The organism is Qipengyuania aestuarii, from assembly GCF_019711535.1.
Lineage (GTDB): Bacteria > Pseudomonadota > Alphaproteobacteria > Sphingomonadales > Sphingomonadaceae > Qipengyuania > Qipengyuania aestuarii.
The window spans coordinates 124,515-140,201 of the sequence record NZ_JAIGNP010000001.1; the positions used below are offsets into that span (position 1 = coordinate 124,515).

13 protein-coding genes and 1 tRNA gene are annotated in these 15,687 nt (G+C 58.3%); 7 read left to right on the forward strand and 7 right to left on the reverse strand.

Annotated elements, in window-relative coordinates; genetic code table 11:
* Positions 1-53 precede the first annotated feature (53 nt).
* Complete coding sequence (locus K3175_RS00645) at positions 54-1,001, forward strand: metal-dependent hydrolase (RefSeq protein ID WP_221541451.1); 948 nt, start codon at positions 54-56, stop codon at positions 999-1,001.
* Here the strand turns inward: K3175_RS00645 and K3175_RS00650 are convergent.
* Positions 998-1,774 carry a phosphatase PAP2 family protein gene (locus K3175_RS00650; RefSeq protein ID WP_345719287.1) on the reverse strand — a complete coding sequence of 259 codons (777 nt, stop codon included), beginning with the start codon at positions 1,772-1,774 and terminating at the stop codon, positions 998-1,000. The genes K3175_RS00645 and K3175_RS00650 overlap by 4 nt on opposite strands.
* Before the next feature lie 23 nt (positions 1,775-1,797).
* Here K3175_RS00650 and K3175_RS00655 point away from each other — a divergent pair, with 23 nt between their 5' ends.
* The 4 genes from K3175_RS00655 (at position 1,798) to alaS (ending at position 7,930) form a co-directional block, all read left to right on the forward strand.
* Positions 1,798-3,192, forward strand: coding sequence for a cryptochrome/photolyase family protein (locus tag K3175_RS00655; protein WP_221541452.1), 1,395 nt, complete (start codon positions 1,798-1,800; stop codon positions 3,190-3,192).
* 42 nt (positions 3,193-3,234) lie between these two features.
* Positions 3,235-4,473 (forward strand): SAM-dependent methyltransferase, encoded by a 1,239-nt coding sequence (locus tag K3175_RS00660; RefSeq protein ID WP_221541453.1) that lies wholly within the window; start codon positions 3,235-3,237, stop codon positions 4,471-4,473.
* A 100-nt stretch (positions 4,474-4,573) separates the two neighbouring features.
* Entirely contained in the window at positions 4,574-5,200 is a 627-nt protein-coding gene (locus K3175_RS00665; protein WP_221541454.1) for a glutathione S-transferase family protein, read from the forward strand.
* Between the two features lie 69 nt (positions 5,201-5,269).
* A complete protein-coding gene (gene alaS, locus K3175_RS00670) occupies positions 5,270-7,930 on the forward strand; it encodes an alanine--tRNA ligase (RefSeq protein WP_221541455.1) in 2,661 nt (886 codons plus the stop codon).
* Positions 7,931-7,974: 44 nt separating this feature from the next.
* On the opposite strand, the gene K3175_RS00675 is transcribed toward alaS, so the two are convergent.
* The 4 genes from K3175_RS00675 to K3175_RS00690 all read right to left on the reverse strand — a co-directional run bounded on the left by K3175_RS00675 (position 7,975) and on the right by K3175_RS00690 (position 12,993).
* Positions 7,975-8,154, reverse strand: coding sequence for a hypothetical protein (locus K3175_RS00675; RefSeq protein ID WP_221541456.1), 180 nt, complete (start codon positions 8,152-8,154; stop codon positions 7,975-7,977).
* Positions 8,155-8,198: 44 nt separating this feature from the next.
* On the reverse strand, positions 8,199-9,959 hold the full coding sequence (locus K3175_RS00680) for a cation:proton antiporter domain-containing protein (RefSeq protein WP_221541457.1): 1,761 nt from the start codon (positions 9,957-9,959) through the stop codon (positions 8,199-8,201).
* Positions 9,960-10,010: 51 nt separating this feature from the next.
* A complete protein-coding gene (locus K3175_RS00685; RefSeq protein WP_221541458.1) occupies positions 10,011-11,666 on the reverse strand; it encodes a carbon-nitrogen hydrolase family protein in 1,656 nt (551 codons plus the stop codon).
* A gap of 106 nt (positions 11,667-11,772) precedes the next feature.
* Positions 11,773-12,993 carry an NADP-dependent isocitrate dehydrogenase gene (locus K3175_RS00690; RefSeq protein WP_221541459.1) on the reverse strand — a complete coding sequence of 407 codons (1,221 nt, stop codon included), beginning with the start codon at positions 12,991-12,993 and terminating at the stop codon, positions 11,773-11,775.
* Positions 12,994-13,509: 516 nt separating this feature from the next.
* On the opposite strand from K3175_RS00690, the gene K3175_RS00695 reads away from it, so the two are divergent.
* Positions 13,510-13,740, forward strand: coding sequence for a hypothetical protein (locus tag K3175_RS00695; RefSeq protein WP_221541460.1), 231 nt, complete (start codon positions 13,510-13,512; stop codon positions 13,738-13,740).
* 264 nt (positions 13,741-14,004) lie between these two features.
* Here K3175_RS00695 and K3175_RS00700 read toward each other — a convergent pair.
* Both K3175_RS00700 and K3175_RS00705 read right to left on the reverse strand, forming a co-directional pair.
* Positions 14,005-14,079, reverse strand: a tRNA-Val gene (locus K3175_RS00700).
* A gap of 73 nt (positions 14,080-14,152) precedes the next feature.
* On the reverse strand, positions 14,153-14,542 hold the full coding sequence (locus K3175_RS00705) for a response regulator (RefSeq protein ID WP_221541461.1): 390 nt from the start codon (positions 14,540-14,542) through the stop codon (positions 14,153-14,155).
* 174 nt (positions 14,543-14,716) lie between these two features.
* On the opposite strand from K3175_RS00705, the gene K3175_RS00710 reads away from it, so the two are divergent.
* Positions 14,717-15,655, forward strand: a complete 939-nt coding sequence (locus tag K3175_RS00710) for an N-formylglutamate amidohydrolase (protein WP_221541462.1) — start codon at positions 14,717-14,719, stop codon at positions 15,653-15,655.
* Positions 15,656-15,687: the final 32 nt, after the last annotated feature.

Below are 15,687 nucleotides of genomic sequence, written 5' to 3' on the forward strand. Positions count from 1 at the left end.
TGTGTCAACTGTGTCAACTTGGGTCAGCAAAACCCTCTCGAATCTGAACGCCGATGGATAATCTGACGCACAGCCTGATAGGGGCCGTGATCGGTCAGGCGGGGCTCAAGAAGAAAACCGGGCTGGCGATGCCCGCGCTGATAATCGGCGCCAATCTGCCCGATGTGGATGCGACCTGTTTTTTCTGGCTCGACGGGGTAGAGCATCTCGGCTTCCGCCGGGGAATCACTCATGGACCACCGGCCATGGTGCTGCTGCCGCTGATCCTCGCCGGGCTGCTGTGGGGTTTCGATCGCTGGCAGGCCCGGCGTGGCAAGCGGCCCGAGATGCGGCGGCGGGTCAGTTTCGCATGGCTCTACGTGCTCAGCCTCATCGGCTGTCTGACGCACCCGGCGTTCGACTGGTTGAATACCTACGGCATTCGCCTGCTCGAACCGTTCAGCCATCGCTGGTTCTATGGCGATACGCTGTTCATCATAGACGTTTGGCTTTGGGCGACCTTGGGCAGTTCGGTGTGGCTATCGCTCCGCCGCGAAAAGCGGGGAGGAGTGTGGACACGGCCTGCATGGCTCGGGCTTGGCGCTGCGCTTGCCTACATCGGCGCGAACTGGCTGGTCACGCACGATGTCGAGCGTATGGATCCCCTCAACATGGCGGTCAGCGAAACCATTGCCGCGCCGGTCGCCTTCGATCCGCGTGCGCGCGATGTCATCTTCGTCAACCCTGACGGGCGGCATGGCATCATCCCCGGATTTCGCAAGCAGGCGACAGGAAAGGTGGAATATCTGGGAGACGCCTTTCTCCCCTCCTGCGATCTGCAGGGAGCAGCGCGGGCCGATCCGCAGGTCAGGGCGTTCCTCTTCTGGTCGCGGGCCCCCTTCGTCGAACGGCGCGATGGAGGCCAGCTCTGGCTGCGCGATGCGCGCTTCGTCGATCCTCGCGCGGGCGACCGCTTCTCGGTCCGGTTGCCACCGCAGACCTGCACCGAGTTCTTTCGCTAGGGTCGATCCGGACCGGTATTCCTTTTTTCTCCATGGTCGGCAGCAGCCTTTGCCGGCGCATAGAACAGTACCGATGCGAGACAGGCCCAGCCGGCCCCGCCGAGCCAGCCCGCGACCACATCGCTGGGGAAGTGGACGCCAAGCAACACGCGGCTCCAGGCGACCATGGCGGACAGCGCCAAGGCGAAGCCGATGACGGTCAGGCGGACCGACTGCCTCCGGGACAGCGCGGCAAAGGCCAGCGCCATGCCGATATAGACGACCGCTGCGGAAAAGCTGTGGCCGGACGGAAAGCTCTCGCCGCCCGCCTCTGTCAGATGCGGCACGATTTGCGGCCGGTCGCGACCTATGAGCAGCTTCATGCCGGTGTTGACGAGCCATCCGCTAACCACCGTTGCCGCATAGAGGATGGCTTCCCGCCGCAGTTTCAGGAACAGGAGCGCCACCACCGCCGCCAGTGCAAAGAGATTGCGGAGAAAGACGCCGCCCAGCGCGGTGACATCGCGCACGCTTTCGAAAACGATCTCCGGCCCTCTCGGCCCCAGCGCCTCGCCACTGCGAAAGGACAGGAGGCCCCTGGCATCGAAATCGGCAGTCATTCCGTGGGTCACGGCGTAGACGAGAATAGCGAAGCCGGCCCAGCAGATCGCCGCCGCGGCGATGGCCTTGGGGCGATCGATCGTGAAGCCTCGTTCGGGCAACACGAAAGACTCCGGCGGCAGCGGAGCGTCGGGTGTGGACACGGCCTTGGTCATGCCGTGTGGAACCACCACCCGCGCGCTTCCGTTCCGCTGTCATGAGTTCTCCCCAGATCGTCTGGCTCAGGCGCGATTTGCGCATGGCCGATCACCCCGCATTGCACGCCGCCGCACAGGCAGGTCCGGTAATCCCCGTGTTCGTTTTCGACGAGGACCGCGGCGGTGATCACGCGATAGGCGCCGCGTCCAAGGTCTGGCTTCATTACTCGCTCGAGAGCCTGGGAAAATCCTTCGGCAGCAGGCACTCGCGCATCATCCTGCGAAAGGGCGATGCGCCGCAGGTGCTCGCTGCCATTGCCGATAGGGCTGGGGCGTCCTGCATCCATGCGATGCGCCATTACGAGCCGTGGTGGAAGGAAGCCGAAGACGAACTGCGCGATGCCTTGGGCGCCGAGCGCAAACTGTGTCTCTACGACGGAAACTACCTGCTGCCGCCCGGCTCGGTAACGACCGGCTCGGGCGATTCCTACAAAATTTATACGCCGTTCTCCAAGGCGATGCTGGAAGTGATGCCGCCGCGCGATACGCTGGAGGAGCCTGATCACATTTCATCGCCGGAAAGCTGGCCGGAAAGCGATGAACTGGAAGAGTGGGGCCTGCTTCCGACCTCGCCCGACTGGGCGGGCGGCATTCGCGACTTCTGGGATTTCGGCGAAGATGCCGCGCACGAACGGCTCGACTGGTGGGCCGATGAGGTCGCCGATTATGATGACGGGCGAAATCTGCCCTCGCAGGACACGACCTCACGCCTGTCGCCGCACCTCCATTGGGGCGAAATCAGCCCGGCGCAGGTCTGGCATAAACTCAAGGACAAGCGCAGTGACGGGTGGAAGACCTTTGCGAAGGAAATTATCTGGCGTGACTACGCGCAGAACGTCATCGACCAGTTCCCCGCCTACCCTCGGGAAAGTTACCGCGACTACGACGAACGCACCTTATGGCGAAATCCCAACGCCGGGCATCTGATAGAGGATGATCTGCGCTGCTGGCAGAAAGGCATGACCGGCTATCCCATTGTCGATGCCGGCATGCGGCAACTGTGGCAGACAGGATGGATCCACAATCGCGTCCGGATGATTTGCGCCAGCTTCCTCGTGAAGCACCTGTTGATCGACTGGCGATTTGGCGAACAGTGGTATTGGGAATGCCTCGTGGATGCCGACTACGCGAACAATGGCGTGAACTGGCAATGGATCTCCGGAACCGGAGTGGACAGCAACATGTTCAGCCGCATCATGGCTCCGCTCTCGCAGAGCGAGAAGTTCGATGCTGCCGACTTTATCAGGCAGTACGTCCCGGAGCTTGCCGAGGTTGAGGACGCCTGCATACACGATCCTCCCGACGACATGCGCGGGGATTATCCGGTCAAGATGATCGCCCACAAGGAAGCCCGCGAGCGTGCATTGCAGGCTTACCGGGAAAGTAAGACGTAGCGGACTTGTCGGCGCGCAGATGGCGCGGCATAGGCTCGGCGCATGGACACCCTGGCCAGTCAACGCGGACGCACCCTGATCGAAGGCGCCAAGCCCTTCGCACGTAAACCCGGTTGGCTTGCGCGGCTGTTCGCGCCCGGCATAGATAAAATGCTCCAGCGTATAGACGACGCGCTTGTCACGGGGACCATCCATGGAACTCTGCCCGATGGATCTCCGCGGGTGCTTGGCGGACGCGCGCCGGGCTTTGAATGCGTGTTCGAACTTCGCAGCTATCGCGCACTCATTCGCATCGCGACCAATGGCTCGGTGGGTCTTTATCAGGCGTGGGAAGCTGGGGAGTGGTGGAGCCCGGACCCGGTTCCGCTCTTCGCGCTTTTCATGCAGCACGCCGAAAGGCTCGGCGACACGGCGCGGGCCAAAGGCCCTTTCCGGCATTCGTTAAAGTTAGCGCATCTCGTCAATCGCAACACCCATGTCGGGGCGCAAAAGAACATCTCCGCTCATTACGACCTCGGCAACGATTTCTACCAGGCCTGGCTTGATCCGACGATGAGCTATTCTTCGGCACTCGAGGTCGGTGATGATGCTCTGGAAACAGGCCAGAAGCGCAAGTGGAAAGCTTTGGCCGAGCGCATCGGTGATGCGGACAAGGTGCTGGAAATCGGTTGTGGCTGGGGCGCTCTGGCGGCGTACTTTCAGCGCGCTGGCAGCCATGTCACTGCAATCAGTCTTTCGGATGAGCAACTGGCGTGGGCGCGGCAGCACCACTCACGCGAAGTCGATTTCCGGAAGCAAGACTACCGCGATACTGCCGGTCAGTACGATGCCATCGTTAGCGTCGAGATGGTCGAGGCGCTCGGCCGTGAATACTGGCCAACCTACATGGATTGCATCGCGCGGAATTTAAAAGCCGGGGGCAAGGCGGCGATCCAGTACATCTCGATGCGAGATGACCTGTTCGACGAATATGAGAGAAGCGCGGATTTCATCCAGGCCTACATTTTCCCCGGTGGTCTTCTGATTCGAACCAGCGAATTCCGCCGCTTGGCCGAGGAGCGGGGACTAAGCTGGTCTGATCAATGCGACTTCGGGCTGGATTACGCGGAGACGCTTCGGATCTGGCGCGAGAATTTCGATGCTGCAATCGCCGAGGGGAAATTGCCTTCCGGTTTCGATGCGCGCTTTTGCGACCTCTGGCGCTACTATCTGATGTATTGCGAGGGTGGCTTCCGCGGGGGAGGTATCGATGTGCATCAGGTGACGCTGACGAAGGTTTGAAGGCGCGAAGCTGGTTTCTTCAGGACGGTTTCGGGGCGACAGTCCGACCTCACATAGATTCTTAAGACGGGCAAGAAACCGAACGAGAAGGAAGAGCGCCGTGACGATTACAGTCCACCACCTCAACAATAGCAGATCACAGCGCATCTTGTGGCTGCTGGAAGAACTGGGCGCGGATTACGATATCGTGTCCTATCAGCGCGATGCGATAACGAATCTCGCTCCGCCCGAATTGAAGGATGCGCATCCGCTCGGCAAATCGCCGTTAATCGAAGATCGTGGCCGCTGCGTGAGCGAGAGCGGAGCGATCATCGAATACCTTTGCGAGCGTCATGGTGGCGAAAACTGGCTGCCGGACCGTTCATCCGATGCGTGGATCGACTATCTGGAATGGATGCAGTTCGGCGAAAGTTCGTTTTTCGTACCCGTCATGCTCAAAATTTATGCCGGGCGTCTCGGTGAAGCCGCCGCTCCCCTTATGCCGAGGATCGACGAACAATTGTCCGCGCACGTCGCTTATGCCGAGGACAGGATTTCAGATTCGCTTCATTTCGTCGGTGACGAGTGGAGCGCCGCCGATGTAATGATGAGCTTCCCGGCAGAAATCGCCGTTATGCAAGGCTATGGCGAAAAAGCGCCGAAGTTGGCCCGGTTCGTTGAGGCGATCCATGCCCGTCCGGCTTGGCAGCGGGCCCGGGAAAAAGGTGGAGCCTATTTCATCTGGTAGGCGACCGCTCGCCAGAGGTCGCGCTTTTGCTGCTTGTCGCTTGCCGCCCGATTGCCTAATTGCCCCGGCATGACGTCGACCAATGAAATCCGCCGCTCCTTTCTCGACTACTTTGGCTCGAACGGGCATGAGGAAGTGCAGAGCGCGCCGCTCGTACCGTTCAGTGATCCCACGCTCATGTTCGTCAATGCGGGCATGGTGCCGTTCAAGAATGCTTTCACCGGTCTAGAAACGCCGCCCGCACCACGCGCCACCAGCGCGCAGAAGTGCGTGCGCGCCGGCGGCAAGCACAATGACCTCGACAATGTGGGTTACACCGCGCGGCATCATACTTTCTTCGAGATGCTCGGCAATTTCAGCTTCGGTGACTATTTCAAGGAACAGGCGATCGACCATGCCTGGACCCTGCTGACGAAGGAATGGGGGCTCGACAAGGACCGTTTGCTGGTCACCGTCTACCACACGGACGACGAGGCTTTCGACCTGTGGAAGAAGCGCACGGGCTTTGCTGACGAGCGTATCATTCGCATCCCGACCAAGGACAATTTCTGGGCCATGGGCTCTGACGGGCCCTGCGGCCCCTGCTCGGAAATTTTCTACGACCACGGCGATCACATCTGGGGTGGCCCTCCGGGATCGCCCGAAGAAGACGGCGACCGCTTCGTTGAAATCTGGAACCTCGTCTTCATGCAATTCACGCAGGAATCGGACGAGATCGTTGGCGACTTGCCCAAGCCGAGCATCGATACCGGTATGGGGATCGAGCGTGTCGCTGCGGTCATGCAGGGTGTGCACGACAATTACGATACCGACACGTTTAAAGCTCTGATTGGAGCAAGCGAAGCGCTGACGGGAGTGAAGGCGGAGGGTGATCAGACCGCCAGTCACCGCGTGATCGCCGACCATCTCCGCTCGACCAGCTTCCTGCTCGCCGACGGTGTCCTTCCGAGCAATGAAGGCCGCGGCTATGTACTGCGCCGCATCATGCGCCGCGCCATGCGGCACGCGCATTTGCTGGGTGCGAGCGAGCCCCTGATGCATCGCCTCGTGCCCGAGCTGGTCAGCGAAATGGGTGCGGCTTACCCCGAACTTGTGCGCGGCCAGCCACTCATACAGGAAGTGTTGGAGCGCGAGGAAACGCAATTCCGCCGCACGCTCGACAAAGGTCTGAAGCTTCTCGACGAAGCGACCGGCGAAATGGGCGAGGGCGGTACACTCGACGGCGAGACAGCGTTCAAGCTGTACGATACCTACGGATTCCCTTACGACCTGACCGAAGATGCCTTGCGCAACCGCGGCATCGGTGTCGACAAGGCAGGGTTCGATGAGGCGATGGCCCAGCAGAAGGCTGCGGCCCGCGCGGCATGGAAGGGATCGGGCCAGGCGGCCAATGAGGAGGTATGGTTCGACATCGCCGAGCGCGCAGGTTCGACCGAGTTCACCGGTTATAGTTCGACTACGGGCGAGGCCGAAGTGGTTGCCTTGGTAAAGGATGGCAAGGAAGTCGATAGCGCTGGCGAGGGCGATGATGTCATCATTCTGACCAACCAGACGCCCTTCTACGGCGAAAGCGGAGGCCAGACAGGCGATGCAGGTCGCATCTGGATTCCCGAGGGTTTGGAAGCCAAGGTTTCCACCACCAACAAGCCTCTCGGTCGCCTGCATACCCATGTTGCGACAATCGTGAGCGGCAGCGTAAAGGTGGGCGACGCAGTCCATCTCGAAATTGATGCCGAGCGCCGCGACCGTATCCGCGCGAACCATTCGGCAACGCATCTGGTGCACGCGGCGCTGCGCGATCGTCTGGGCGAGCATGTAACGCAGAAGGGGTCGCTGGTGTCGGACGATCGCTTCCGCTTCGATTTCTCGCATCCCAAGCCGCTTGGCGATGATGATATTGATGCCATCGAGACAGAAGTGAATGCGGAAATTCGCGCCAACGAGACCGTCGGCACTCGCTTGATGACGCCCGATGACGCAGTGGCAGCCGGTGCGCTGGCTCTGTTTGGCGAAAAATACGGCGACGAAGTCCGCGTGCTTTCCATGGGTCGCAAAAGCGGCGAGGGTAAGAATTATTCGGTAGAATTGTGCGGCGGCACGCACGTAGAGGCTACGGGTGATATCGGGCTGTTCAAAATCGTCAGCGAAAGTGCGGTAAGCTCGGGTGTCCGGCGGATCGAGGCACTGACCGGCGAAGCGGCGCGCCAATGGCTGCTTTCTCGCGACCAGACAGTCCGTGCCATAGCCGGAGCGCTCAAGACTTCTCCTGATGAAGCTGCAGCTCGCGTTTCTGTTCTGGTGGACGAACGCAAGCGTCTCGAAAAAGAACTGGCGGAGACCAAGCGCGCACTTGCACTGGGCGGAAGCAGTTCGGGAGATGCAGCCTCGGCCGAAGAAATTGGCGGCGTCAAATTCTCCGGTCAGGTGATAGACGGTTTGAATCCGAAGGAACTACGGCCGCTGCTGGATGAGGCAAAAAATCGCATGGGCTCCGGCATTGCTGCGCTCTGCGCGGTGAATGAGGGCAAGGGTGCCTTCGCAGTCGCCGTCACCGACGATCTTACCGACCGCTTCAGTGCAGTGGATTTTGTTCGCATCGGCGTTGAAACGCTGGGCGGCAAGGGCGGTGGCGGTCGTGCCGACATGGCGCAAGGCGGTGGTCCGGACGGGGCGAAGGCAGAAGATGCAATTGCCGCCGTGCGCGAGGCGCTGGCAGAAAAAAACGCCTGACCGGCACAAGGCTGGTCAGGCGTCCGTTTTCATCTCGCAACGATTTAGGCGCTCGGCGTACTTTTCGTGACGCCGCTTGAGCCTTGCTCGATGTCATAGCCTTCCGTATCACCCGGAGCGCCGCGTTTGTTCGTTGGTGCTTGGTTCTTCAGCGGATCTTGAACATTCTGCGGCTTGAACTTCTCGTCGTTCGGGGTCGGCTTGGTTGGGTCAGGGTTGCTCATGTTTACTCTCCTTTGCCTTGTTAACGGGCGAGAAGCGCAATCGTTCAACTGCCTGCCGTGCTAGAGCGTAACTTGGGCTTGTAACCGAGCGCGCCGTCTTCTTCGATCTGCAATCGGAATTCGTCGCGCTTTTCGTGTATTGAAGCGATGACTGGGCCCATCGGTACGCCGATATCGACCAGCACCGCTTCGGACAGTTGCAGCGTCGCCTCCAACGCTTCGGGGACGGCATGGCTTGCCCCGGCGCGGTAAAGTTCGGCGGCATGGGCGATGTCGCGCGCGCGCGCGACGATCAGCAGTTCAGGGTATTCGGAGCGAAGCTTGCGAACCAGGCGCTCCGCCAACACCGGTTCGTCCATGGTGAGTACTACGGCAGTAGCATCTTCCACTCCCAGCCGTTCCAGCGCATCGCCTCGTGCCGCATCACCAAAGGTCGCACGGTAGCCTTCGCGCTTTGCGTATTCAATGAGATCGGCGTCGGAATCTATGGCTATGTAGGCTTTATCATGCGCCTTAAGCATTTGCGCAACCAGCCGGCCGACCCGTCCGACGCCCACGATAATGACCTTGCGCTCGCCTTCGTCTTCCGGCGGCAGTTCGGGCGCTGGCTCCACGCGGCGAGCAACAACGCGACCAAGCCTGGCGAGAAGCGGAGTTATCGTGAGGCCAATCGCCGTTACGATCTGCCAGAATTGCGCCGTGCCAGGCTGGATCAGCAGCGCGGAACTGGCTGCTGCCAGTACGATCAGCGTGGTTTCCGAGGGGCTCGCCATCAGAATGCCGGTTTCTGCCGCCGTGCTGCGCCGCGCGCCCATGAGGCGTAGCAGCACGCCAGTCAGTACCGCCTTAAACGTCAGCACGCCCAACACTGCCGTGGCGATCAGCGCGAAATGTTCGGCAATGGTCGCTAGGTCGATGCTCATGCCGACAGTGATAAGGAAGATACCCAGCGCGAGGCCTTTGAAAGGCTCCATGATGCTTTCGACTTCGCTGTGATACTCGGTCTCGGCGATGAGCAGACCTGCAATCAGCGCCCCCACAATGGGCGAGAGGCCGACGGCCGCCGTCGCAAGGCTGGCGCCGATCACCACGAGCATGGCAGCGGCAAGAAACAGTTCGGGACTCTTGGTGCGGGCAGCCTGTGCGAACAGACGGGGTAGAGCGAAACGACCGGCGATCATCATTACCGCGATCACCGCCGCACCCTGCCACATCGTGGTAAGCAAGCCCTCCCAGCCTTCAGATGCGGCATTGGGTGCCATCGCGCCAAGAATGAAGACGATCGGCACGATCATGATGTCTTCAAACAGAAGCATCGACAGAGCAGCCCGTCCAACAGGGCTGGTGCTGCCCGAAATCGGCAGGACGATTGCGGTCGAGGAGAACGCTAATGCAAAGCCTAGCGCCAGCGCGCCGATCCAATATTGTCCCATCATTGACAAGATGATGGCAAGGCAAATTCCGCCGATCAGCAGTTCTGCTGCACCAAGGCCAAATACGAGCTTGCGCAGTTGCCAGAGCCGCTTGAACGATAATTCCAGCCCGATGGCGAACAGCAGCAGAATGATGCCAAATTCGGCAAATATATCCAGCGCCTCTGGATCGGATATGGTTATGTGCTCAAGCCACGGTCGCTCAAACACCAACTGGCCGAGCCCATATGGTCCGACTAGGATTCCTATGAGGATGAATCCGATCACAGGTGTGATGCGGAATCGCGTGAAGACGGGTATCACCAAGCCCGCTGCGCCAAGGATGACGAGCGCGTCAGAAAGTGCCGGAGATGCCAGTTCGCCCGAAGCCATGGATGTAGCTTTACTCAGCCAACGTCACGAAGTCACGAAGCCTGCCAAATGTTAACCCCCGCCCGGTCCAGTGGGGCCAAGGGGCTCGCGGCGAGGGCGAGGCTTACCAGGATGCGCTCCATCCTCATCCCACTCGATACGATAGAGGTCGAACCGCCTATCTGCGAGGTTGCGCACGGTCCCTTCTGCACGAGCCCACTGCAAGTCGGCGAGATTGATGTCGCTGATAGTAAGTGTCTCGACATTCTCGGTCGCCTCGGCAGCGATCCCGTCACGCGCGAAGGGGAAATCGCAGGGCGTTAGGATGCAGCTTTGGGCATACTGAATGTCCATGTTGCCGACATTGGGCAAATTACCGACATTGCCGGAGAGGACCACAAAGCACTGATTCTCAATCGCCCGTGCCTGACCACAATATCTGACGCGAAGATAGCCTTGCCGGCTGTCGGTACAAAAAGGCACGAAAATGATGCGAGCGCCTTCGTCGGCCAAGCGGCGGGAGAGTTCGGGAAACTCACTATCGTAGCAAATCTGCACCCCGATCGGCCCACAGTCGGTCTGGATGACCTCGACCTTGTCGCCGCCCTTGATGTTCCACCAATAGCGCTCGTTCGGGGTGGGATGGATCTTTTCCTGGGCATGCACCGATCCGTCGCGCAGGCAAACATAGGCGACGTTGTGGATGTCTCCATCGTCCATGCGCGTGGGATGGCTACCAGCAATAATGTTGATGTTGTAGCGCATTGCCATTTCGGAGATGTCGGCCTGAAGACGCGGCGTATATTCCGAAAGGCGCTCGATTGCTTCGACGGGAGAGAGTTCTTTTTCCTCGAAACTTAAAAGCATGAGCGTGAAGAGTTCGGGAAATACGATGAAGTCTGATTCGTAGTCGCTTGCCACATCTACGAAATAGGTGACGTGGCGCATGAATTCGTTATAGTCTGCGACTTGCCGCGCTTGCAACTGACAGGTCGCTACGCGTACTGCCTCCACCCCTCGTGGAAGGCGTTTCTTTACTGGCTGATCTCGCTCGACATAGGGGTTGCGCCAGACCATCATCACGGCATTCGCCATGCTGGCCTTATCTTCCGGTAAGTACCCTTCGATCACTCGTTCCGGTTCGAAGCCATTGGCGAGTTGGAAGCGCAGGACGGGATCATGCAGCTTACCGCCGACGACTTGGTCCAGATAATCCTGCGGGCCTTCGACCTTGCGGCGCAGTCGGCGATAATTCGGCATCCGCCCAGCAAAGACGATCCCTGTCAGGTCCTTTTCCTCGGCCAACGCGCGACGTTCTTCATAGAGGCGTCGCCCTATGCGAACACCACGCACCTTGGGATCGACGCACATTTCGTATCCATATAGCCAGTCGCCGGTGGGATCGTGCCGGCTGCCGTATCCATTGCCGGTAATTTCGTCCCAGTCATGTTCCTGGAATGCCAAGGCTTCCGCAAGCTGCATTGTCGCGCAATAACCGACCACCTCGTCGTCGAGCAGGGCGACGAAGCAGCCTTCTCGGAAGTTGTTGATCTGCCCTCGGATTTCGCCGTGTGTGTAGGCAGGCATATCCTCGTAAACCCGTCGGACCAGATTCGCGATTCCCGGAATGTCCTTGATCTTGGCATTGCGAATGTCGAGCCGCTTCTGGCCGAACTTTTCTGAACCCTTGCGGCGAGTTGTACGCTTTTTAGCTGGCTGCTTTGCCATTAGAACCCCGTCTAAATTTGTGCGATCCCAAACAAAAAGGGGCCGGCTGCGCGCCGACCCCCAATGATCTGGCTTACCCGGATAACGACCCGGAAGCCGCGGGGTTTCAGCCCCAGTTTGCCATTTCCGTTTCCAAGCCTTCGACGATGGCTTGGAAGAACTGCTCGGTCGTCATCCAGCTCTGCTGCGGACCGATGAGAAGGGCGAGATCCTTCGTCATCTTTCCACTTTCGACGGTCTTGATGCAGACCTTTTCAAGTGTTTCAGCGAACTTCACCACGTCAGGCGTATTGTCGAACTTGCCGCGGTACATCAAACCGCGTGTCCAAGCGAAGATACTGGCGATCGGGTTGGTTGAAGTTGCCTTGCCTTCTTGATGCTGGCGATAGTGACGCGTGACAGTACCGTGCGCAGCTTCCGCTTCCACAGTCTTTCCATCTGGGGTCATCAGTACCGAAGTCATCAGGCCGAGGCTACCGAAGCCCTGCGCCACGATATCCGACTGGACGTCGCCGTCGTAATTCTTACAGGCCCAAACGAACTTTCCGTTCCACTTGAGGGCGGCAGCGACCATATCGTCGATCAGACGGTGCTCGTAAGTGAGACCGTGCTTTTCGAACTGCTCTTTGTATTCGGCGTCGAACACTTCCTGGAACAGGTCCTTGAAGCGGCCATCGTACTTCTTGAGGATGGTGTTCTTGGTCGACAGATACACCGGCCATTTGCGGTCGAGGCCGTAAGCGAAGCTGGCGCGCGCGAAGTCGCGGATGCTGTCGTCGAGGTTGTACATCGCCATGGCGACGCCGGGGCTCTGGAATTCGAACACGTCGAGGTCAATGTTCTCGCCGTTTTCGCCTTCGAAGACGAGACGCAGCTTGCCGGCGCCGGGGATCAGCGTGTCGGTGGCGCGATATTGGTCCCCGAAGGCATGACGTCCGACAACAATGGGATCGGTCCAGCCGGGTACAAGACGCGGCACGTTGTCGATCACAATGGGTTCGCGAAAGACCACGCCGCCGAGAATGTTGCGGATGGTGCCGTTGGGCGAACGCCACATCTTCTTGAGGCCGAATTCCTCGACGCGGGCTTCGTCGGGAGTGATCGTTGCGCACTTCACGCCGACCCCGTGCTCCTTGATCGCATTGGCCGCGTCGACTGTGATTTGGTCGTCGGTCTCGTCGCGCTTTTCGATCGAGAGGTCGTAATACTTAAGGTCGATATCGAGATAGGGAAGGATCAACCGTTCGCGGATCCACTTCCAGATGATCTTCGTCATTTCGTCGCCGTCGAGTTCGACGACCGGGTTGGCTACCTTGATCTTGGCCATGGGTTTCCTGTCTGTTCGAAGTTTGATTGCGCGCGCCTTAGCATAGCTTGCTTTCAGAGCAAGGTGGTGCGATTTTGCGCGTGGCGAACCCGATCGCAGCTATATGACTGGCCGCGGCTAACTACTACTCTCTGACGGGACGTTGACCTCGTTCTTTAATTGGTCTGTTTTATTTCGGATTCGCTCGCCGCAGCTCGGGTGTTCATCACCTGCGTATGATAGGTCGCTGCCAAAAAGAGAGAAATATGATGCAAAAATGCAACGGCGACTTTTCGCGCGTCGTAGCGGGCGTGATGAACTGGAACCGCACCGTTTTTCGCTAGTTTGCATCATTGAACTGTGCGATGTTTGCGAGCAGTGAGGAAATTCTCACTAATGACCAGATATTTAAAGGGCAGTTTGTGAGGCGAATTAGGCCGAATGGGGTTGAACTTATTTGTTTGGTCCGATATTCCGCCGCCTATCAAATCCAAAGGCCCTCGGGTAAGCAGGGTTAAATTAGGAGTAAGTGTAGATATGAAAAAGTTCATCCTTCCTTTTGCTGCAGTGGCTATGGCTGCAACTCCGGTCGTCGCTACGGCCGCTGACGCTCAGCGTAGCTCGCAGCCGGTTGAAGAAACCTCAGATCTGGCTGGCGGCTCTTCTTTGATTATTGCTGCTCTTGCAGCAGCAGCTGTCATCGCAGGCATCATCATTGCTGCTGACGATGATGATGACGATTTCGTTGATGCGCCTGTAAGCGCATAAGCTTTATCGCGAAAAATTTCTTGGGCCGGTTTCGCAACTGCGGGGCCGGCCTTTTTGATTTGGGCGAAGGATTTGCTTCTGATCAAAATTTATTGTTTTTGCGCAGTTTAGGCGTAGGTGCCCATCTCTTTAGAGAAGAGCACTCGTCGTCAGAGCGGTGCAGTACATCGACGTCAGAAGTTTTCGCGGCCTCGGTTGCTTTGCGCACCAAGCGCTAGATCAAGATCGGTGTGCAATTCAGACTCCGACTCTTGGAAATTCCGATGGTGGGCGTACCAAGGATTGAACTTGGGACCCCTACGATGTCAACATAGTGCTCTACCACTGAGCTATACGCCCACACATCGAATGAGCCGGCCGGGCCGGTAAGGACGCGCCTTAACGGGAGTGTCACAGGCACGCAAGGCCAATTTCAATATATTTGCGCGCTCATTGGTTCGCTCAGCACACGTCGCACTTCCAGCACCAGATCGCGAAGGTGAAATGGCTTGGATAAGACCTTCGCGTTGGGTTGTTCGCGGCTTGCTTTAAGACTGACCGCGGCGAATCCAGTGATGAACATGATCTTGGTCGAAGGGCTGATCTTATTGCATCGCTGGGCGAGTTCGATGCCGTCCATGCCAGGCATTACGATATCTGAAAGCAACAGGTCGTACATCTTGCCTTCGAGCAAAGTTACCGCTTCAGTTCCCCGGTCCACTGAATCCACTTCGAAACCTGCATTTTCCAACGCGCGTTCCAGATAAAGGCGCATGGCCTCATCATCTTCAGCTAGCAAAATGAGATTCTTGGGATCAGCCATGGCAATCGTCTTAGATCGAACCTTTTAAAAAAACCACTGCTCAGGTGGGTAAGGTGATCCAGCCTGACCCGCCTTGTGATGCAGCACGGTGCCTTGGAAGCGATATGGTTCCAATTCCGAGGCATAAATCTCTATGTGTCATGTTTGACCGCCTCTTTTGGAGCGAAATGCAATATGTTGAACACGAATGCCTTAGAAGCAATCGCGATGGAGGTTGGTGGCCGTATTTCGCAGGTAAACCAACCGGCTTTTCGCTATTCTTCCGTAGGTGCCGCGTTAATTCCGGTCGTTCTGTCTGTCCCTCACGCCGGACGTCTTTATCCTGACTCCCTAATCAAAAAGATGCGCGATCCTGAACCTTCAAGACTTAAGCTGGAAGATAGGATGGTCGATAAGCTCGCAATCGCGATTGCTCAACACACGGGGGCCGCAATTCTCATAGCCGATGCCCCACGAGCCATGATCGACCTTAACCGGGATGTAGATGACGTCGACTGGGGAATGGTAAGTGACAAGGCTGAGGAGCCGCGACCTGCGACCCCGGCAAGACGGAGAGCAAGGAATGGGCTAGGTCTTGTCCCCCGCCGCCTGGGCAGGGAAGAGATATGGAATTCCCCACTCGCAATGGATGAACTCTCAAACCGGATAGCAGAAATTCATCGTCCTTATCATGACCGGTTGAACGAGATGCTCAAAGGCACGCGAGATAGGTTTGGGTGCGCGGCGCTGATCGATCTTCATTCAATGCCTCCTTTGCCAAGGATGCATGACAATTTTCCACCTATCGAATTCGTCCTTGGCGATCGATTCGGAGGCAGTTGCCATGGTGAGATTTTGGATTCGGTTGAGCTGTTCTTCCGACAAGCGCGTCGCCATCTTGTTCGTAACAGGCCCTACGCAGGCGGTTACGTTCTCGATAGGCACGGGAACCCCAATTGCATGATCCAGGCATTTCAACTGGAAATCTGCCGGTCAATCTACCTTGACGCTGAGTTTGCGAATTTGACCAGCCATGCCGATCAGCTTGTAACACTGCTTACCCAAATGGTGCGGGAGGTGGCTGAGCGAACAATCATGCTAGGCTGCCCTCCTGGACTCGAAGCAGCGCAATAAAAAACTACCTCGTGCATTTGCACGAGGTAGCC